Source organism: Aeromonas sp. FDAARGOS 1402 (assembly GCF_019046925.1).
GTDB lineage: Bacteria > Pseudomonadota > Gammaproteobacteria > Enterobacterales > Aeromonadaceae > Aeromonas > Aeromonas caviae.
Genome location: NZ_CP077201.1, coordinates 1,589,148 through 1,608,712, shown reverse-complemented (window position 1 = coordinate 1,608,712; position 19,565 = coordinate 1,589,148). Strand labels below are relative to the sequence as shown.

At 57.7% G+C, this 19,565-nt stretch carries 14 protein-coding genes; 9 read left to right on the top strand and 5 right to left on the bottom strand.

Going from position 1 to position 19,565, the window contains the following annotated elements:
- Positions 1-21 precede the first annotated feature (21 nt).
- Both I6L32_RS07670 and I6L32_RS07665 read right to left on the bottom strand, forming a co-directional pair.
- Positions 22-3,621 (bottom strand): transporter substrate-binding domain-containing protein, encoded by a 3,600-nt coding sequence (locus tag I6L32_RS07670; RefSeq protein WP_254203891.1) that lies wholly within the window; start codon positions 3,619-3,621, stop codon positions 22-24.
- A complete protein-coding gene (locus I6L32_RS07665; RefSeq protein WP_254203890.1) occupies positions 3,618-4,238 on the bottom strand; it encodes a response regulator transcription factor in 621 nt (206 codons plus the stop codon). Before I6L32_RS07665 ends, I6L32_RS07670 begins: the two co-directional genes overlap by 4 nt.
- Positions 4,239-4,300: 62 nt before the next feature.
- Here I6L32_RS07665 and I6L32_RS07660 point away from each other — a divergent pair, with 62 nt between their 5' ends.
- From I6L32_RS07660 to I6L32_RS07630, 7 genes are all read left to right on the top strand, one after another.
- The gene (locus I6L32_RS07660; protein ID WP_103261393.1) at positions 4,301-5,218 is read left to right on the top strand and encodes an IS5 family transposase; all 918 of its coding nucleotides are present in this window, start codon (positions 4,301-4,303) and stop codon (positions 5,216-5,218) included.
- A 668-nt stretch (positions 5,219-5,886) separates the two neighbouring features.
- The gene (locus I6L32_RS07655) at positions 5,887-6,459 is read left to right on the top strand and encodes a common pilus major fimbrillin subunit EcpA (protein WP_010672341.1); all 573 of its coding nucleotides are present in this window, start codon (positions 5,887-5,889) and stop codon (positions 6,457-6,459) included.
- A 60-nt stretch (positions 6,460-6,519) separates the two neighbouring features.
- The gene (locus I6L32_RS07650) at positions 6,520-7,179 is read left to right on the top strand and encodes a fimbria/pilus periplasmic chaperone (protein WP_045522689.1); all 660 of its coding nucleotides are present in this window, start codon (positions 6,520-6,522) and stop codon (positions 7,177-7,179) included.
- Positions 7,180-7,257: 78 nt separating this feature from the next.
- Positions 7,258-9,705 carry a fimbrial biogenesis outer membrane usher protein gene (locus I6L32_RS07645; protein ID WP_254203889.1) on the top strand — a complete coding sequence of 816 codons (2,448 nt, stop codon included), beginning with the start codon at positions 7,258-7,260 and terminating at the stop codon, positions 9,703-9,705.
- A gap of 2 nt (positions 9,706-9,707) precedes the next feature.
- Positions 9,708-11,324: a hypothetical protein gene (locus I6L32_RS07640; RefSeq protein WP_216944894.1), complete on the top strand. Its 1,617-nt coding sequence runs from the start codon at positions 9,708-9,710 to the stop codon at positions 11,322-11,324.
- Between the two features lie 14 nt (positions 11,325-11,338).
- The gene (locus I6L32_RS07635; protein ID WP_216944893.1) at positions 11,339-12,004 is read left to right on the top strand and encodes a fimbria/pilus periplasmic chaperone; all 666 of its coding nucleotides are present in this window, start codon (positions 11,339-11,341) and stop codon (positions 12,002-12,004) included.
- A gap of 106 nt (positions 12,005-12,110) precedes the next feature.
- Positions 12,111-13,325, top strand: a complete 1,215-nt coding sequence (locus I6L32_RS07630; RefSeq protein ID WP_216944892.1) for a hypothetical protein — start codon at positions 12,111-12,113, stop codon at positions 13,323-13,325.
- Positions 13,326-13,401: 76 nt separating this feature from the next.
- Here the strand turns inward: I6L32_RS07630 and leuE are convergent, their stop codons facing one another.
- Entirely contained in the window at positions 13,402-14,040 is a 639-nt protein-coding gene (gene leuE, locus I6L32_RS07625) for a leucine efflux protein LeuE (RefSeq protein ID WP_216944891.1), read from the bottom strand.
- A 211-nt stretch (positions 14,041-14,251) separates the two neighbouring features.
- Here leuE and I6L32_RS07620 point away from each other — a divergent pair, with 211 nt between their 5' ends.
- Positions 14,252-15,472 carry an MFS transporter gene (locus I6L32_RS07620; protein WP_216944890.1) on the top strand — a complete coding sequence of 407 codons (1,221 nt, stop codon included), beginning with the start codon at positions 14,252-14,254 and terminating at the stop codon, positions 15,470-15,472.
- 216 nt (positions 15,473-15,688) lie between these two features.
- Here I6L32_RS07620 and I6L32_RS07615 read toward each other — a convergent pair whose 3' ends face one another.
- Positions 15,689-16,873 carry an NAD(P)/FAD-dependent oxidoreductase gene (locus I6L32_RS07615; protein ID WP_045522679.1) on the bottom strand — a complete coding sequence of 395 codons (1,185 nt, stop codon included), beginning with the start codon at positions 16,871-16,873 and terminating at the stop codon, positions 15,689-15,691.
- 162 nt (positions 16,874-17,035) lie between these two features.
- The gene (gene ftnA, locus I6L32_RS07610; RefSeq protein WP_216944889.1) at positions 17,036-17,560 is read right to left on the bottom strand and encodes a non-heme ferritin; all 525 of its coding nucleotides are present in this window, start codon (positions 17,558-17,560) and stop codon (positions 17,036-17,038) included.
- 209 nt (positions 17,561-17,769) lie between these two features.
- Between ftnA and I6L32_RS07605 the strand changes: the two genes are divergently transcribed.
- Positions 17,770-19,554: a GGDEF domain-containing protein gene (locus I6L32_RS07605; RefSeq protein WP_041214204.1), complete on the top strand. Its 1,785-nt coding sequence runs from the start codon at positions 17,770-17,772 to the stop codon at positions 19,552-19,554.
- The last annotated feature ends 11 nt before the right edge of the window (positions 19,555-19,565 follow it).

Below are 19,565 nucleotides of genomic sequence, written 5' to 3'. Positions count from 1 at the left end.
CGAAGGCATGTTCCCATGCCTTCATTCCTCCCCTTCCATCACCTGCAGTTGGGTCGCCGCCAGCCGAACGACCTCGTACTCTTGCTGCAAACGGACCAGCGCCTCGGGCAGCCTGGCCTGATCGAGCTCCCAGGATTCTATTTCGCTGCAGGTCGCCACCAGTTTCAGAGTGCCCATGATCCTGGCGCCCCCTTTCAGGCGATGTATGCGGTCGATGAACTGGCCGACATGCCCCTCCTCCGCGGCCCGTTGCAATCCCGCGATATCGTCGTCACTGGCCCGCACGAACTCGGCCAGCAGAGGCACCATCAGGGTCGACTGGTGTGCGGTCAGCGGCCCCAGATACCGCCGGATCTCCTCCATGCAGACGACCATGTCACTCTGCTCTTCCCGCTGCATGTGCCGACGCAGGCAGTGATCGAGCGCCTCCAGTCCAACGGGCTTGAACAGACAGTCATCCATCCCTGCCGCCTGCCCTTCATTGATCTGCTCCTGCCGCGCATCGGCCGTCAGCCCGAGGATCACGGTGCGTCGCCAGCCGTGCAGCCGCTCCAGCTCCCGGCATTGGCGAACCAGCTCGAAGCCGTTCATGCCGGGCATGTTGAAGTCGGTCATGATGACATCCACCCTGGCTCCGATCAGCAGCCGCAGCGCCTCTTCTCCCGACTCGACGGCCGTGGCGTCATGACCCAGATAAGCCAGTTGCTGGCTGACCAGCAACCGGTTGGCTGGATGATCGTCCACGACCATGATCTTCAGTCGCCGCACCGGCTCCACCGCCGGCTCCTGTGCAGGCGTGGCGGGCATCGCCACGGCATCGGCCACCGGCAGCTTGATCTCGATACTGACCCGGGTCCCCTGCCCGGGCGCACTCTCCAGTTGCAGGGAGCCGCCCATCGTCTCGCACAGGGAGCGGGAGATCATCAGACCCAGCCCAGTACCCGACTGCTGGATTTTCTCGGGTTGGCTGGCCTGGCTGAAGGGCTCGAACAGCCTGGCCTGCTCGGCCTGATCAATGCCGATTCCGGTATCCAGAATGGTGAGCTGCACGGTACACCAGCCATCGCTGACCCGGGAGGCCAGCGTCACCGTGACCGACCCACGCTCGGTGTACTTGATGGCGTTGCTGATCAGGTTGGAGACGATCTGCTTGTAACAAAGACCATCGATCTGCACCCAGGAAGGATTGCCCGTGACGAGATCCAGCCGCAGATTTTTCTGCCTCGCCAGCGCGGTAAAGACGGTAACGACCGATGCTGTCAGGGTCACGATGTCATGGGGTTCGGGGGCAAGTTCGAACCGGCCAGACTCGATCTTGGAAATATCCAGGATGTCGCCGATGAGGCTCAGCAGATCGCTGGCCGAGCCATGGGCAATGGCGAGGGAGGCCTGATCCTCCTCGTGCAGCCGACCCCGCTTGAGCGCCAGTTCCAGCAAGCCGATGATGGCATTCATGGGGGTACGGATCTCGTGGCTCATGGTCGCGAGGAAGGTGCTCTTGGCACGGTTTGCCTCCTGGGCCTCCTGGCTGGCCACCGCCAGCTCATCGAGCAGGCGTACCCGTTCGCTGACGTCGATCCAGCCTCCCACGCCCCCCTGCACATTGCCGTCCAGATCGTAGTAAGGCTGAACCCAGTGATAGACGTCGACCCCGCCCGTCGGCAGGACCAGACGGTGATCCCCCTCCTGGGCACGGCGGCTGTCACAGGAAAGCACCAGATCCCCGTGCAGGGGAGCAAGAAAAGGCCAGCGCGTTCGCGCGTCGTCCAGGCCCGTGCCGAGCAGGCTGACCTTGGACTCGCCAAGGAAGCTGGCATAGCTGCTGTTGCACAGTACCAGGATCCCGTTCAAATCCCGCGCATAGATGGGGTGAGGTGTCCCGTCCACCAGATCGGCGATGAACTTGAGCTGGGTGCTCAGCGCCCCCTCCACCAGTCGCCGCTCGCGGATCTGCTTGCGCAGGGACAGCCCCCACAGGCCAACCCAGAGGGTCAGCAGCAGGATCAAGGCGATAAAGACCCCGAACTCCTGAATCAACTCCTGCCAGGAGACACTCTCCTGTTTGACATTGACCCGCCAGCGGTTGGAGAGCCCTTCCAGCTCATCCGGCGGAATGATGGCAATCACCTTGTCCAGAATGTCCCGCAGTACGGGATGCGCGGGGGTGACCGCCAACGCGGCACCGATGGGGATGGAATCGAACAGCTCCCCCGTAATGATCAGGCTGTCGGGGAATTTGCTGTTCACGTAGTACTTGGCCACCCGCAGCGGCAGTATGGTCACATCGCACACATCCATCGCCACACAGCGCATGGCATCTTCAATCGTATCGAACTGCCGCGACGTCAGCTTGCCGTATTCCGCCTCGATGGCCTGGGTCGAGATAAAGCCTCTGACCATGGCCACGGTGCCGGTCTTGAGCAGCGATCCAGGGGGGACCTCCCGGTGGCGCAGCCCCACCACATAGGAGAGGGGATCGAGGACAAAGGCCCGGCTGAACAGATAGCGGTTCCTGCGCTCGGCAGAAGGGCTCAACACCCCCGCATCCACCTGGCCGCTATCCAGCAACTGGGTCATCTGCTCCGGCGTCTTGGCAGGCACCACCTCGAGCTCCACCCCCAGCTTGGCTCGCATGACCTGCAGCAGATCGGCGACCACGCCGTGCATGGTACCGGTGACGTCATAGAAACTGAGGGGCGGGATGCCGCTGTTCACCGCAATCCGGATCTTCTCCCGTTTGCTCAGCCATTCCCATTGCTCGCGGCTCAGGTCGATTCTGCTGGCACCGATGGAGAGGCCCCCCCCATTCCAGCGCTTGGCCACTTCCGCCCGCTTGCCCTCGAGGATCTCCCCCAGCGCGATATCCATGATCCTCTTGAGTCGCCGCTCCTTGGGATTGAGGGCAAAGGCAAAACCGGCGGTATCGATATAGAGCGGCTTCAATAATTGAATGCTGCTCTGATAGAACTTGTTGACGATGAAATTGCCGGAGATCATGTCCACCATGACGGCATCAACCTGACCATATGCCACCGCGGACAATGCACTATAGCGGGACGGGTATATTTTAATTTTGTAGTCCGACAGATAGCGCATGATGTCCATGAACGGCAAATAATACTCCGGCACGGCTATTGTTCTTATTTCTCGCTCTTTGACCTGAATGTTTTTATAGATGGCTGGGTCGTCAGCAATATATTTGTCAGTCAGCAGAAGATGCTGTTCCCGCTCATAGGAATTGGAGGTACTCAGCAGATCGATCTCCCCCCGCTGGAGCGCTTCAATGGCAGCCGCCCTGGAGGGATATCCCTTCACCAGGATCTCGATGTGCAGCAGATGGGTCAACATGCCGACGATGTCGGCCGTCACCCCTTCATAAGCATTCGCCCTCAGGGTGATGTCCATAGGCGGGTTGTCAGGTCTGGGCACCCCCAGGATCAGCCGCTCGCGCTCCTGCAACCAGCGCCACTCCTCCCCATGCAGCGGCAAGGGGCTGGCATCGAGGTATTCCCCGCCATCCCGCGAATAGACTTGCAGCAGGGGCTCTTCCGGTTCCTGGGCCGCCAGCGGCCACACCCAGACCAGCGCCAGCAGAAGCAACAGCAATTTCGCCCTGTTCACAGCAGTTTCTGCCGTCTGGCCAGACTGATCAGATCAACGATGTTGGTGATGTTGAGTTTCTTCATCAACCGGGTCTTGTAGGTACTGACGGTTTTCTCGCTCAACAGCATGCTTTGGGCAATCTGCTTGTTGGCATGACCCTGACAAATCTGCAGCAGCACGCTCATCTCGCGGGAAGAGAGGGTCGACAGCAGATCTTCCCGATCGACCGTATGGGCATGCCTGGCGCCGGCGATGACGTCACGGGGGTAATAGAGTTGCCGCTTCTCTATTTTTGCGATCGCATCCTTCAGCAAATACAAATCATCCAGCTTGGACAAGAACCCCTCGGCACCAGCTTGCAGGCACCGCACCATAATATGGTGGGTGGACTGTGCAGACAGCACCAGAATCTTGGCGCCAATATCCAGCATCTTGATTCTCTTTATCACTTCGATGCCATCAAGCTGAGGTATTCCAATATCAAGAATGACAATATCTGGATGGGTGTTCCTGGCCATGGCGATAGCATCAACACCATTATCAACCTCGCCTAACACATGATGTTCTTCCTGTTTCAACAACATGTTCACGGCCATTCTTATTGCTGGATGATCATCAACGGCCTTGTTGCTCAAATCGGGGAACTATCTGTCATCTCGGTGATCTGATCCTGTAGCGCAGTCTCCGAGAGCATCAGATGGGCAAGTCCAAGCACAAGATCAGCAACTGGCAGCAGTACAACCAAGCCTTGGTGCAACGCGGTTCGTTGACCATCTGGATGGACGAACAAGCCATTAAGCAGTGGCATTGCCTGGTCCACCATGGCCGCCGAGGGAGAGGTTTCCACTACAGTGACACCGCCATTGAGACGGCCCTGATGCTAAAAGGCTTGTTCAAGTTGCCGCTGCGGGCGCTAGAAGGCTTCATTAACTCGTTGTTCCAACTGATGGCGGTGCCTTTGCAGTCGCCGGACTATAGCTGTATCAGCAAGCGCGCCAAGACCGTCGACATCAAGTACCGCCTCCCCAGCCAAGGCCCGGTGGCTCACTTGGTCATTGATGCCACCGGCCTCAAGGTCTATGGCGAAGGCGAATGGAAAATTCGCAAACACGGCAAGGAGAAGCGACGAGTGTGGCGCAAGCTCCACTTGGCGGTGGATGCCACAACCCATGCGGTCATCGCTGCCGAAGTCAGCCTGGAGACGGTGGCGGATAACGAGGTGTTACCGACGTTGCTCAACCCCTTACGACGCAAGATAAAACAGGTCAGCGCCGATGGTGCGTATGACACCAAGGCCTGTCATGCGCTACTGAAGAAGAAGGGGGCGAAAGCCACCATACCGCCGAGAAAAAATGCGGCACCGTGGGAGGAAGGCCATCCCCGCAACGAGGCGGTGACGGCGCTCAAGGCCGGTGAACTGAAGCAATGGAAGAAAGACTCCGGCTATCACCAGCGCTCGATAGCCGAGACCGCCATGTACCGGTTCAAGCAACTCATCGGGCCAACGCTGAGCCTGCGGAACTACAACGCCCAGGTGGGCGAAATCCTGGCTGGCGTGAAGGTGATGAACAAGCTGATAGGGCTTGGTATGCCTGTTCGCCAGCCAGTGAATTGAGTGGTATCAACGGGTTGGGGAACGGCCATCCAGCGACGGATTTGATCAACAACGCCATCATCAACTATCAATACCTTCGCCATATATAGATCCGTTATTCAGCCCTGTCCGACGAGCATATTAACTACAAATCAAGCAACGACACCATACAGCTTGATCTTGTTTTCAATATGTTAAATAAATATAAAAATGGCATTCTCAAGTTAATCACCATTATAGCTTCATTTATTTTTTATATATTTATCAATATATTGCATTTTATTTGCCTCGTATGGAGCCTGGTGGTGGCCGGGTCCCCTCCCTCGTTGATGTCCCCTCCTTCCCGGTTTTCCCTGTGCTCTTCCTCCCGCAATAAAAGACCTAAAAAACATATAAATCAAATACATGAGACACAACAACCCACTGAAAGGAAAGGGAAATCAATTATTTTATAAAGTTTGCGCCCCATCATCCTTTGAGATTTTTCCTACGCACCATTCGGTCGATCAAAACAGATCCGATCGTTATCTTAGTCGACGAAAAAACAAGCTGGTCCGAGGAGAAACATATTCCAGGTCCGGCTGCCACGACTGGTCGAATCGTCGCCAACGTGGCAAGGCATGCCCCTGACGGGCAATGAACCAACCGGGTGGTCAATACCATCCAGAAGATATGTAGGAAATATCGTAATGAAGAAGACTCTGATTGCTCTGTCCGTGGCTACCCTGGGCTTTGCCGCCACCGCTCAAGCCGCCGTAGAAGCGTCTGCCGTCGCGACCTGGCAGGCCACTGCCAAGAAAGACACCACTTCCGAGCTGGTGGTCACCCCGCTCTCCAGCCTCTCCTTCCAATATGCCGAAGGGATCAAGGGGTTCAACACCGTCAACGGCCTGTTCGATGTCGCCATCAAGGGTGATGCCAGCGCGACCGACTTCACCCTGAAGGCGAAGAAGCTGAACGGCACCCTGAATCACCTGGGTGGCGACTCCACCGTCGATGTGGGCGTGCTGTGGGGCGGCGCACCGGTCAGCACAACCGCCTACACCACCCTGATCGACACCGCTGCCGGCATCACGGGGGGGAATCTTTCTCCTCTTGCCAACGGCTTCAAGAACGATGCCGAACGCGTCACAGCGCAGGGTTCCTTCACTTTCAACATTGAAAGTGCCACTGCCAGCGGCACCCCCACCACCTTTGACGCCCTGCCGGACGGCCTGTGGAGCGGTGAAGTCAACGTCGAGTTCGTAGCGAACTGGAGCTAACTCATCCACCGCTTACCATTGAGGGCCCTGCGGGGCCCTTTGTTCTCTTAGGGGCACATCATGAACCTGAAAATTGCAGCGATATGGCTGCTGCTCATTCCCGGTATCAGCCAGGCGATCAATGTCGGCGCCGTCACCACCTTCATTGATGCAGGCAGCCAGGAGGTCGCCAAACAGATTGAAAATGGCAGTGACCAGGCCAGATTGGTCACGATCAGCGTGACACGCATCACCTCACCGGAAGAGGGAGGGCAGGAGATCCCCATGGAAGTCAGCGGCGAGCTGATGTTGTCACCCAGTCGGCTGATGCTGCCCGCCAATGCCAAAAACAACGTCAGGTTCTTTTACAAGGGTCCGCAGGATGACAAGGAGCGTTACTACCGCATCCGCTGGCTGGACACGGCGCTCTCCGTCGACGATCAGCGCAACGAACGCCGTCAGGCTGTTGCCACCACGTCAGCACAGATAGGCACCATTCTGGTGGTAACACCACGCCAGCACCGGTTCGCCTATGACCTGAAGGACGACACGCTCACCAACCAGGGCAATGCCTCCTATCGCACGGTAGCGTATGGCCCCTGCCTGAAAGGCGAGGAGCTGTGCAAGGAAACCTACTACGACCTGCCGGGCAAGCAACGCCGGTTCAAGCAGGTCAATATGCGTGATCCAAAGAGCCACCTGGGACTCTGGCTGGGTCAGGAATTCGTCGTCATCAAGTAACCCCCTATCACGGTGCCGCCCCACCCTCTTGCAGGGTGACGGCTCTCGATCTCCACACCCGGAACCATGGTGCTCGATATGTTGAAAAAAGCCTGGCTGTTGCCGCTCTCCTGGCTGATTGCGATGTCAGCCTCGGCCAGCACTGCTGCCCCTCTCAAAATTGCCAACGTCATCATTCCTGCCAGTTTTGCCAAGGCGCTGGAAGAGGGGCTGGCGGTACCGGTACGCCTGCGATACACGGATGAGGACAACAGGATCGACACCCTGACCGACGACACCATCGGCAATGCCACCCTGCTGCTGCAAGACGGCAAGCTGCACTTGTTGCACCTTGATTTCAGTGCCGGCCAGCAGCAAGGCGTGCTGAACGATGCCCTTACCACTCTGCTCTCCAGCAAGCAAAGACGCACCTTTTCTGCCGATGGCGCCTTGCAGATCGATGCCGATGCCAGCATGCAGCTGGACCTCGTCGCCATGCTGCTCACCATCCGGGTGTCACGGGATGCCTTTGGCCAGGCGAGGCAATCTGACAACCGTGTCGCACTGACCCCGACGGTGGACACCCTGACGGGCGTACAGCGCTACAACCTGGGTTACTCCTTCATCAATACCCCCCAGAGCGGGCACCAGGACTCCAATTTCCTGCAGCTGGAGAGTACCGTAGGGCTGGGCGCGCACCATGTCGCCGTGGATGCATCCCTTTACAACCTGGGTGAGCCGGAGCAGAGCGGCGACATCTACCGCGCCATGTACGAACGGGATCTCGATGATCGCCGCATCGCAGCAGGCATGGTCTCGACATGGGACCTGCAGACCCTGGGGGTGGTGACGGGCCTGACCACGGGTCGCCTCTACGGCGCATCCTATGGCAACCAGGCGCAATCTCGAAAACAGACCACCAACGAATCGACCACTCCGGTGCAAGTCTTCATGCCCGCCAACGGCGAGGCCAGGGTCTATCGGGATGAACGCCTGATAGGCCTGCAAAACCTGGCGATCGGCAACCAGCACATCGACACCTCCGCGTTCCCCAACGGGGTCTACAACGTCACGGTCGAAGTCTATGTCGACGGCCGCCTGACCAGCACGACCACCCAGCGAGTCACCAAGCTGGGCGGCAATCAGGGCTTTACCCGGGAGTGGGGATGGCAATGGTGGGGAGGCATGATGGAGAACAGCCAGCACAGCGGCGATTCCCCCCTGCTCGGTCTGTCGCTGGCACGCTCGCTGGATACCCTTGATCTGGCGACGACCACCTATGCTTTCAGGGATGCGGCCGTCGGCGAGGCACGCGCAAGCTGGCAGGTCACGGATCGCCTCGGCACCCAGTTACAAAGCATGCTGTCCACCGATCACTCCTGGCGGCTGGCGTCCAGCCTTTCCTTGCAAGCCCATGACAATGCCTCCCTGTGGGTCAGCCAGGAAAAACTGTATGCAGGCGATGCCCTGGGAGTGAGTGCAACCGAGCTCTACTCTGCCGGCATCACGATCAATCTGGGTGGCTGGGCCAGCGGCATGGGCCAGCTGACCTTCAACACCACGCACGACCGTCAGATGAACAGCGATCGCAGTTATGCGGATTACTACCAGCACCTCTATGCGGGCCGATACGGCAACCTCTCCATGCGCGCCAGCCTGCAGAGCGACAGTGGCACACTCAATGGATTCAGCAACAAGAGCATCACCCTGGACTACTCCATCCCGTTCGACAATCTGTTCAGCTTCGGCATGAGCAGCAACGAGCAGGGCCAGACCACGGCCAACCTCAACTATCAGAAGCGCATGGAGGGAGCCATCAATCTGGCCGCGCTGAATGCCTCCCGCATGATGCACGGCAGCGACACACACAATATGGCGCTTTCCGGCACCCTGGGGTTCGAGAACAGGGTCATCGGCGGCACCATGACGCTGGGTCGCGGTCATGGCGGCGACGTGAATGGCAACCTGATTGCACGGGGTGCCCTGATAACCACGGAGAACGACGTGATCGCATCCAGCCGGAGCACCTCTGGTTCAGGCCTCATCATCAATACCGGCATCCACCGGGAAGGACAGATGCTCGCCAAGGTGAATGGACAGGACTACCCCCTGCAAGGGGAACAGACCTTCCTGGCGCTCTCGCCTTATCAGGAATACGAGGTGGAACTGCTCAACAGCAAGACGGGCAAGGACAGCTATGACATCAACACCGGCAAGCAGCGCTACACCCTGTTCCCCGGCAACGTCGCCACTCTGGATGCCGCCAGCAGCATCAAGGAGATGGTCACCGTGTTTGGCGTACTCAGGGCAGAAGATGGCTCGCTGCTTGCTAACGCCCGCATTGACAACCACATCGGCACCACGGTGACCAACGAGGTCGGCGAGTTCACCCTGGACGTGGACAAGGCCAACCCCATGCTGACTTTCCGCCGGGGAAGCGACTTCTGTGAAGCCGACCTGGATCTTGCACAACACACGGGCGCGGCCTGGGTCGGCATCGTGACCTGCCAAGGACTGCCCACCTACGCCATGGTGAGAGAGTATTGAACATGAACATCACACACAGATTGCTGCTGGTCATTGCACTTGGCGCCGGCTGGGCACAGCAAGGCAGTGCGGCTGTCACAAAATATAATCTGGCTGATGCCGATCTTCGTCATTTGCTGTTTATTGAAAATCAGGAGGACAACAATTTATTCATTACCCCAACCGATTATCTGGACCCTCGCCTGTCGGGTGGCAATGCCTGGACGTCCGACTCCAGACAGGTCAGCCTGGCATATGCAGACAATGGCTATAACTACACAGTCACCAACGACAATATCGACATGTGGGAAAACGGCCCGATTCGGTATCCTTATATCAATCAGCGTTGCATAAAGAGCTGGTCTGGATGTGACCCGCAAACGGCAGAAGCGGTCAACAAGCCGAGCGTCGTCAATGAAACAGGTTTCTTTGGATTAACGAAGGCGGCAACTGGATATGCTCATGCAAAATTGAGCGCCAGCTTCTTTGATTACCTGCGTACAATGCCGGTTGGGGCCATCCTGAACAGGGAAATGAACCTCTGCAGGACCACCAGAGCCTATGATGCAGCCTCGGGTGAGCGTTGCATAGATCAAAGCAGCGGCACCTGGTATGTGAGAAAGGTACAGCACAAGAAAGCGGGTCATCTGCGCTTTATACAGACCAATGCCATCAGTGAAGTGATCGTGGACAGCAATGGAGCCCCCTATGTATTACCCGGCTCACAAGGCTGCGAGAATTATCGGCTGGGTACCCGTGATGGTATTCTCTGCCGTTTTCTTGACTACGATTTCAGTCAGGATGGTAGCCAGTCATTTTCCGATCCCTATGTATACACAAACATAAAAAATGCGGCCCTGAACAGCGCCATTGCCAGTGCAGATGTGCAAATGAGCGCAAATCTCACCAATTGGGCAAGCAAGGGTGCTGACTACAAGATCGGCTATCTCAATGGGCAATCGTCTATTTATCTGTTTCTCTCCAGTAATTTTTTCAAACAGGTGGTCAGACTCGGGCTTCAGGATCAACTGACAAGAAGTTTGATTAACTTCAACATGCGAAATGTCAAAGCACCAGAAAGTGGGTTTTATGAATTCAGTGGCACCACTGAAATCGTGATAAAGCCGCGGGACTTCAGCGTATCCATCTTGTCTTCGGAGGGCGTCAGCAATCCTTACAGGGAGGGGCAGGTCGGGAATGATATTCTGAGCTTCTCATACAATATCTCTGATAGCGGCCCCATCAGTGCCGATATGCTGGAAATTTCTATTTCACAGGACAGAGGGTCGCCCTATCGGGGATATTGCACTTTCTATCCGGCAGGCTCCTCAGCTCCTGAACAGGCCGTCCCCATCCCTACCAGGCTGGTATTCGATTCGGTGGCTCATGGCGCGGGTTCACGGCACGCCATTCGCTGCGATCGCACACCGGTGGATATTCGTACCCTCGGAATACAGGACAATCAACCACCGCAGGAGTGGAATGATCCCGTCAACGGCCAGGGCATCACCCGGTTTTACAAACTGGCGCTGGAATTCGACCTGACCGATCCCATGGTGCAGCGCACCATGGGCGACGAGATGTGGGAAGGCGAGGTGGAACAAAGCGGCACCATCACCATCAAGGGGACCTGGCGCTGACCATGGAGTACAACATGCATCGTCTACTTTGGCCCTTGCTGGGCGGCTTGCTGGCCTCACAGGCCGCCGCCCTCGACATCGGCGCCATGACTCTTGCCATGGCGCCAGAGCAGGAGTTCATTACCAGAACCCTGACCAACAACAGTGCTTCACCCAAGCTGTACGACATACAGATGGAAAAAATCAGCGATCCCACGGCCAGAGGCAGAACACTGCCCACCGTCCCCGGTGAGCTGCTGTTTGCCCCCAGGCGCTTCACCCTGCACGCCAGACATGCCCAGAACGTCAAGTTCTACTACAAGGGGCCCGCCGATGACCATGAGCGTTACTACCGCATCACCTTCACCGAGTCACCGGCAGCCCAGGTGGATGAAGGCAGCCAGACGCAGCACCGGGGAACCGTCGAGGTGAAACTGGCCCTGCAGTCCATCCTGGTGGTGCGTCCGCGTCAGTCACGTTTTGCATACCAGCTGGACCCGGCACAGAGCACCATCACCAATACCGGCAACACCTATTTCGAGTTCATGATCAAAAAAGGCTGTGAACAACCAGATCACGAGGCAGAAAGTAAATATTTATTACCGGGAGAAAGCTATCAAAACTCAAAAATAGGTAAGACAGGAAACCAGCACATGATTATATATCAGCAACGATTCATTCCTTTAGGTAAAGAATGCTGAAAATAAATAACACATCACTTAACTGGGCGATAAATCGTTACACTTTAATTATTGCAATATCACAAGCATTTGCAACATAAATTATTCTCGATATAGGAGTTATGGAATGAAGTACATATCTTTAAAAATTAAGTTGTTTTTAGTGAACATGCTGTTCATATCATCTTCTCATGCAGATATTTCAGAGCCAAAAATCATAGCGGAAAATGTATATAGAGTTTTCCCAGGAGATCATGTCACACCAGCCTATTTTATAAGGGAGGGTGATGATAATATATTTAAAATTGAGCATGACAGCATCATAAATACAGGTGTAATTGGCAAAGATGTTGTCAAGATATTATCCTCTTCTACGGGTGACTTTGCAGCCCTGACCTCCATCGGCAATGTCCTTCTCAATAAAGGGGATCAGAATACCTCAATGATCATCCCAGGTATTATAGATTTACAAGCGATGCAAAGTGGTTTCGTTGCTCTTCGTAGCAATGGAACAGTTGTCACCTGGAATGAGCAAACACCTCCTTTCCAATGTCAGACCAACTTAAATAATATAAAAAGAGTTATCACGCACCCCAATAGTTATGGCGTTGTTGCATTGCATGGAGATGGGTCAGTATCAGCATGGAGCTATGATATTTGTAGTGGCTTTTCTACTAACAATACTGAAGTTATTGATGTTGCTGTAGGAATATACGGATTCACAATTCTAGACAAAGAGGGTAATGCATACAAATACCCTTATGATACACAACACCTGATATCCCAGGAAAAAAATGTTTCCCATATTATCAGTGGTAATAACTATGGTTTATCTGTCAGTAAGGACCATATCACTTGTAGTGATGCATCAGCTCTTATTAATACGAAGGGTAGTTTGACTGTGGCAACAGCTTTGGGCACGGGGATGATGATGCTACAAATGTCAGATGGTTCAGTATCTCAAGCTCACTGTTACAATAGCAATCTCAATGAACAATCTCAGACAACGCTGAAATCATTGGCCAACATTAAGTCTGTAATTAGCAATTACAGTGGCTTTGCAGCCATTGACACCGTCGGTGATGTGTTCACCTGGGGTGGTTATAGCGATGAATATAATAATGAACAGCTCGAGACGTATCGACACGATATCGTATCAGTAATCCCTATGCTCAATTCATTCGCCGCACTCAAAATTGATGGTTCTGTAATTGCTTGGGGTGACCAGATGAGTATTGAAAATGGCTCCCAGAGTAAACTCAGAAATATTACAGGGATATATCCTTCCGCTGGGCAGTTTTTAGCATTGTCTAAGAGTGGCACCCTTTATATGTTTGATTGACAGAACAGCCGGGGACGCCCGGCTCTCTCCATCTATTAACAGCAATCATGTTCACGAAATAGGCTTATTGATTGGGTCAGGAGGAGAGCGTCGCCAGCCTGGCCGCAAACCCCATGAAGAAGAGGCCGATAAGGCCGTTGCCGAGACGGGCCGCCGTCTGGCGCTGACGGAAAAAGCGGGCCATCAGGGTACCGCCGAAGATCAGCAGGGTCAGGTAGACGAAGCTCATCGCTTCCAGCATGCCAGCCAGCACCAGGTAGGAGATCCAGGTGTGGGCATAGCTGAAGTCGATGAACTGCACGAAGAAAGAGACGTAGAACAGGATCGCCTTGGGATTGGTGAGGCTCAGGGTGAGGGCCTTGGTAAAATAGCACTCACCGGGATCCATCTCGGACGCCGGTCCCGCCTTTTTGGCGATGAAGTTCGCGTGCAGGATCTTCACCCCCAGATAAAGCAGGTAGATGGCGCCCAGATAGCGCACCAGAGTAAACAGCAATGGGGTAGTGCGAATGAGGGACGCGATCCCCAGATAGGCGCAGAAAATGAGGATGGCATCGCCGACGAAGACGCCGAGGGCGGCGCGATAACCCGGGCCTATGCCGCGCACGGCACCGGTTCGCAGCACGTAGAGGGAGTTTGGGCCCGGGGCAATGATGATGAAGAAGAGACCGACCAGATAGGTCCAGACGTTGATGACACCCAGGCTTTCGAACATGTTCCCTCCATGGCAGGTGATGGGCCGGATAACGGCGGCAGGCCTTCTATACTAATCCGCCCCGCGCCAAGCACAAGATCTGACCTGCCATCCACACGCCGTCAGCATGAACGGCCTGCGCGCCACGCGAACGCAATCCGGGCGTTCGCCCACTTTGGTTATGTCCAGATGCGCCGGGATAGGGCATGGTAGAGGGAGTGATACCCCAGCCATGGACAAGACCTTGAGTACCGACACCCCGATCACCGCCCCGCCCGCGGTGGACAACCCGACTACCACCGCTTATCCGGTGATCGCCGCCATCAGCTTCTCGCACCTGTTGAACGACATGATGCAGTCGGTACTGCTGGCCATCTATCCCCTCCTGAAGCTGGGGCTCGATCTGTCGTTCACCCAGATAGGTCTCATCACCCTCACCTACCAGTTCACGGCCTCGCTGCTGCAACCCCTGATCGGCCTCTATACCGACCGCAGACCCATGCCCTACTCCCTGCCTCTGGGCATGGGCTTCACGCTGGTGGGGCTGCTCTACCTGTCGCAGGCAGGCAGCTTTGGCGCCGTGCTGTTGTCGGCCATGCTGATCGGCATGGGCTCCTCCGTCTTCCACCCGGAATCCTCCCGGGTCGCCCGCATGGCGGCCGGCAACCAGCCCGGTCTGGCCCAGTCTCTGTTCCAGATCGGCGGCAATCTGGGATCGGCCATCGGCCCCCTGCTCGCGGCGCTCATCATAGTGCCGAAGGGACAGGGCAGTGCGGCCTGGTTCTCGTTGTTCGCACTCATCGGGGTCATCGTGCTCAGCTTCGTCGGCCGCTGGTCCAGCCACCATGCCGCCAGCTCCCATCGGCGGATGAGGGCCCATGCCGGCACCGGCCTGAGCCGCCGCCAGATTGGCTGGTCACTGGCCATCCTCGGTCTGCTGATGTTCTCCAAGTTCTTCTACATGGCCAGCCTGAGCAGCTATTACACCTTCTACCTGATGGACAAGTTCCACCTGTCGCTGGAGAGCGCCCAGCTCTATCTGTTCGCCTTCCTGTTTGCCGTCGCGGCGGGGACAGTGCTCGGCGGGCCGCTCGGCGATCGCATCGGTCGCAAGCGGGTGATCTGGATCTCCATCCTCGGCGTCGCTCCCTTCACCCTGCTGCTGCCCCACGTCGACCTGTTCTGGACCTCGGTGCTGTCGATCGTCATCGGCCTCATCCTGGCGTCGGCCTTCTCCGCCATCCTGGTCTACGCCCAGGATCTGGTACCCGGCAAGGTCGGCACCATTTCCGGCCTCTTCTTCGGCTTCGCCTTCGGCATGGGAGGGATAGGGGCCGCCCTGCTGGGCAAATTGGCCGATGCCACCAGCATCGAAACCGTCTATCAGGTCTGCGCCTATCTGCCCCTTATCGGCCTGCTGACCGCCTTCCTGCCCAATATCAGGAGAGGCTAGAGGCCAAGCGGCCGCCAGCGTCGACGGACGAGTCGACCGACCATAAAAAACGCGGCCTGAGCAGGCCGCGTCTGGTTCCATCACTCGGGCCGCCTGACACGGCCCGATCCGCTCGGACTCATCCGCCGAGCCTCTTTGTCAGGACCCCAGCCCGACGACCGGGCCCACTGGAAGTTGTCACCCGAGAGGCCGCTGACGGGGCCGCCGCGGCATCCCTCAGCAGTACTGGCCTGCCACCCAGCCCGACGACCAGGCCCACTGGAAGTTGTAACCACCGAGCCAGCCGGTCACGTCCACTACTTCGCCGATGAAGTAGAGGCCGGGCACGGTGCGCGCCTCCATGGTCTTGGAGGAGAGCGCGTTGGTATCCACTCCCCCCAGGGTCACTTCGGCGGTGCGATACCCTTCGGTGCCGTTGGGCAGGATCTGCCAATCCCCCAGCAGGGTGGCCACCGCCTCCAGCTCCCGTTCGTTGTACTGGCGCATCGGCTTGCTCACCAGCCATCCCAGCTCCACCAGCTTGTCGACGAAACGCTTGGGCAGCTCGCGCCCCAGCACGGTTTTCAGCTCCTGGGCAGGATGGGCCTGGGCCCAGGTCTTGAGGGTCTCTGGAATGTCGAGATCCGGCAGCAGGTTGATGTGGATCTTCTCCCCCGCCAGCCAGAAAGAGGAGATCTGCAGGATGGCGGGGCCGGAGAGGCCGCGATGGGTGAACAGCATGGCCTCCTTGAAGCGGGTGCCGTCCTCGGCGGTCACTGCCACCGGCAGGCTGACCCCCGCCAGATCGGCGAAGGCCTCCTTGTCGGCCTGATGCAGGGTAAAGGGCACCAGCCCGGCGCGAGTCGGCAACACGGTGAGGCCGAACTGCTCCGCCAGCTTGAAGCCGTAAGGAGTAGCACCGAGTTTCGGCATGGAGAGGCCGCCGGTGGCGACCACCAGCGACGAGCAGGCGATTTCCCCCTTGCTGGTGTCGAGCACGAAGCCTTCATCTGTCTTGCTGACGGTGAGGATCTCGGTCTGGAACTGCAGGGTCACGCCAGCCCAGTCGCACTCGGTCAGCAGGATGTCGACGATATCCTTGGCGCTGTCGTCGCAGAAGAGCTGGCCCAGGGTCTTCTCGTGGTAGTTCAGGCCGTGCCTGTCCACCAGATCGATGAAATCCTGCTGGGTATAGCGCGCCAGCGCCGATTTGCAGAAGTGGGGGTTGGCCGAAAGGAAGGCATGGGGACCCGCCTGATGATTGGTGAAGTTGCAGCGACCGCCGCCGCTGATGAGGATCTTGCGGCCCGGCTTCTTGGCGTTGTCGAGCACCAGCACGGAGCGACCCCGGTAGCCAGCCTGGGCCGCACACATCAATCCGGCCGCCCCGGCACCGATCACCACCACATCCACCTGTTTCATCGTCACTCACCCATCAAAAGAAAAACGGCCCCTTTACCTTAAAGGACCGTGATTGTACCCGGCAGACACCAGCACAGCGGTACAAGGACACCTGCAAATAGAAAACGGCCCCTTTACAAGGGGCCGTCATTGTACTGACTGAACACTAAGTGTCCACGACTATCAGGTGTTGCCGTCCATGATGCTGGCCGGGGCGCCCTTGGCCAGCTCGGCCAGCTCCTTGTCGATGAAATAGAGGCCCTTGCCATCCTCGCCCACCAGGCTCAGACGGTCGACGATGCTCTTGAACAGCTTCTCCTCTTCGTGCTGCTCGGCCACGTACCACTGCAGGAAGTTGAAGGTGGAGTAATCCTGGGTGGTGAAGGCGACGTGGGCCAGACCGTTGATGCACTTGGTGATGTGATACTCGTGCTCCAGGGTGGTGCGGAAGATGTCACCCAGGGACTTGAATTCATGGGGAGGCGCTTCGATGGCCCCCAGCACCGGCATGGCGCCGGTCTCGCTCACGTAGGTGAACAGGCGCTCCATGTGCTGGCGCTCCTCGACCGCATGCTGACGCAGGAAGGTGGCGGCCCCCTCGAAGCCCTTGTCCTCGCACCAGGCGCTCATCTGCAGGTAGAGGTTGGAGGAATAGAATTCAAGATTAATCTGCTCGTTCAACTTCTCGATCATGGCTTTGGCCAACATGATGATTCTCCACTGTGATTTGCCCACGATTGTCGCCACTGTTGCATCCTGACGCAACCAGAGACAACCGACGCACCCCGCAGTTGCGACGACTTTTCACCTCATCCTCTCCCCCATACGGTTATAGAGAAGCAAAGAAACATGGTGTAGATGACATCAGCCATTATGATGGCGCCATTGGTCGGGGAAAGGATTCAATGAGATTCATAATGGCACTGGCGCTGCTCTGGATGACCCAGTTGCAGGCAGCTCCCTCCTTGCTGAAAGAGGCTGAATTGCAGGCGGCGCGCGATCCCGTCGGCTATCTGCAGCGCCTCGACGCCAGTCCCCAGCAGGATATGGAACTGTTCTACGCCAGGTCCCTGGCCCAGGCAGCCCTAGGCCGCTATCCCCAGGCACAGCGCGACAATGCCCGCGCCCGCGGTCTGGCCAATGCCCAGCAGGAGACCCTTCGCCTGCTCGACTTCCGGTTGCAGCAGATTGCCCTGACCCTGGATGCCGATACGCCGGATCAGGCGCTCGAGCTGCTCACCCAGCTCTGGCCGGCGGTCCGGCATCACCCCAGGCAGGTCTCGGAGTGGCATGCCCTCAACGGGCTCGCCCTCTACCGTACCCAGCAGATGAAAGAGGCGATCCTCGAGCTCAAGACCGCCTATCACCTCAAGCAGAAAGAGCCGGGTTCCATCCTCTCCACCTTGCAGTGCGGCCGTCTGCTGATGACCCTCGGCAACCTCTATGCGGACCTCAATCTCTACCGTGAGGCCGAGACCTATTATCAGGATGCCCTCGGCCAGATGGTGCAGCTCAACGAACCCAACAGCCAGGCCATCATCCGGGCCAACATGGCCAGGCTCTACATCGACATGGGCCAGCCTGCCAGAGCCAGCCAGTTGCTCGATACCCTGCTGGCCACGCCGAGCCTGTCACCCCACTATCGTGCCATCGTCCTCGGCTACCAGGCCATGGTGTTCAACGCACGGGCGGACTGGCACGCCGCCTGGCGCAGCCTGGAGGAGGCACAAGCCATCTATGACAGGCTGGATAGCCCGCAGGCAGCCTCCCGTCTGACCGAGATCCGGGCAAGAACCCTGCTGGGTCGTGGCGAGAAGCAGCTGGCCCTGCAACTGCTGATGGAGCACACCGCCCCTCTCTCCATGGATGGTCGGGCGATGCAGGCCAGGTTACTGGCCGATCTGGGCCGCTACCCCGAGGCCTACGGGGCCATGACCCGCTACATGCAGTACTACAAGCAGCACTTCAACCAGACCCTGAGCCAGCACGCGGCCGCCTTCCAGGTCGAGATGGATCTGGCTCGCAGCGAGGCCAGCAATCGCGCGTTGCAGCAGGAGAACGAGAGCAAGCGCCAGCAACTGCTCTACCAGCAGAGTGCCCGCTACTACCAATTGCTGCTGCTGGTGCTGCTGGCCGTCGCCCTGATCCTGCTCGGGCTCACCACCCGCAGGCTCCACCGCAGCTCGCGCCACCTCTACAAGCTCGCCACCTTCGATCAGCTGACCGGGCTGCCCAACCGTCGCGCCCTGCTGGAGAGACTGGGTCAACAGTGGCTGCACGAAACGCCCCTGACCCTGCTCATCATCGACATCGATCACTTCAAGCAGATCAACGACAAGCATGGTCACCAGGCGGGGGATCAGGCTATCCGGCAGTTGGCCAGGGAACTCAAGAGCTGGGCGCCGGACCAGCAATTGATCGGGCGCTGGGGCGGGGAAGAATTTCTGGTGGCCATGACCCAGGACGGGGCCACCTGCTGGCGGCTGGCGGAGCAGCTGAGAAGCCGGATCGCCTACCTGGCCGCCCCCCACATGACCATCAGCATCGGAGTGGCGGAACGCTCGACGCAGGATGACAGCCTGAGCCAGCTCATCCATCGGGCCGACATGGCCATGTATCAGGCGAAGCGCCAGGGGCGCAACCAGACCGTGCTGGCCCAGTCTCCCCACCTTTCCCCTGAACTGGCCTGCAACGTCGCCTGATGCCCCCTCGT

Coding starts and splice junctions, on each gene's coding strand:
- I6L32_RS07660 (WP_103261393.1), top strand. CDS start 4,301: ATGGGCAAGTCCAAGCACAAGATCAGCAACTGGCAGCAGTACAACCAA.
- I6L32_RS07655 (WP_010672341.1), top strand. CDS start 5,887: ATGAAGAAGACTCTGATTGCTCTGTCCGTGGCTACCCTGGGCTTTGCC.
- I6L32_RS07650 (WP_045522689.1), top strand. CDS start 6,520: ATGAACCTGAAAATTGCAGCGATATGGCTGCTGCTCATTCCCGGTATC.
- I6L32_RS07645 (WP_254203889.1), top strand. CDS start 7,258: ATGTTGAAAAAAGCCTGGCTGTTGCCGCTCTCCTGGCTGATTGCGATG.
- I6L32_RS07640 (WP_216944894.1), top strand. CDS start 9,708: ATGAACATCACACACAGATTGCTGCTGGTCATTGCACTTGGCGCCGGC.
- I6L32_RS07635 (WP_216944893.1), top strand. CDS start 11,339: ATGCATCGTCTACTTTGGCCCTTGCTGGGCGGCTTGCTGGCCTCACAG.
- I6L32_RS07630 (WP_216944892.1), top strand. CDS start 12,111: ATGAAGTACATATCTTTAAAAATTAAGTTGTTTTTAGTGAACATGCTG.
- leuE (WP_216944891.1), bottom strand. CDS start 14,040: ATGTTCGAAAGCCTGGGTGTCATCAACGTCTGGACCTATCTGGTCGGT.
- I6L32_RS07620 (WP_216944890.1), top strand. CDS start 14,252: ATGGACAAGACCTTGAGTACCGACACCCCGATCACCGCCCCGCCCGCG.
- I6L32_RS07615 (WP_045522679.1), bottom strand. CDS start 16,873: ATGAAACAGGTGGATGTGGTGGTGATCGGTGCCGGGGCGGCCGGATTG.
- ftnA (WP_216944889.1), bottom strand. CDS start 17,560: ATGTTGGCCAAAGCCATGATCGAGAAGTTGAACGAGCAGATTAATCTT.
- I6L32_RS07605 (WP_041214204.1), top strand. CDS start 17,770: ATGGCACTGGCGCTGCTCTGGATGACCCAGTTGCAGGCAGCTCCCTCC.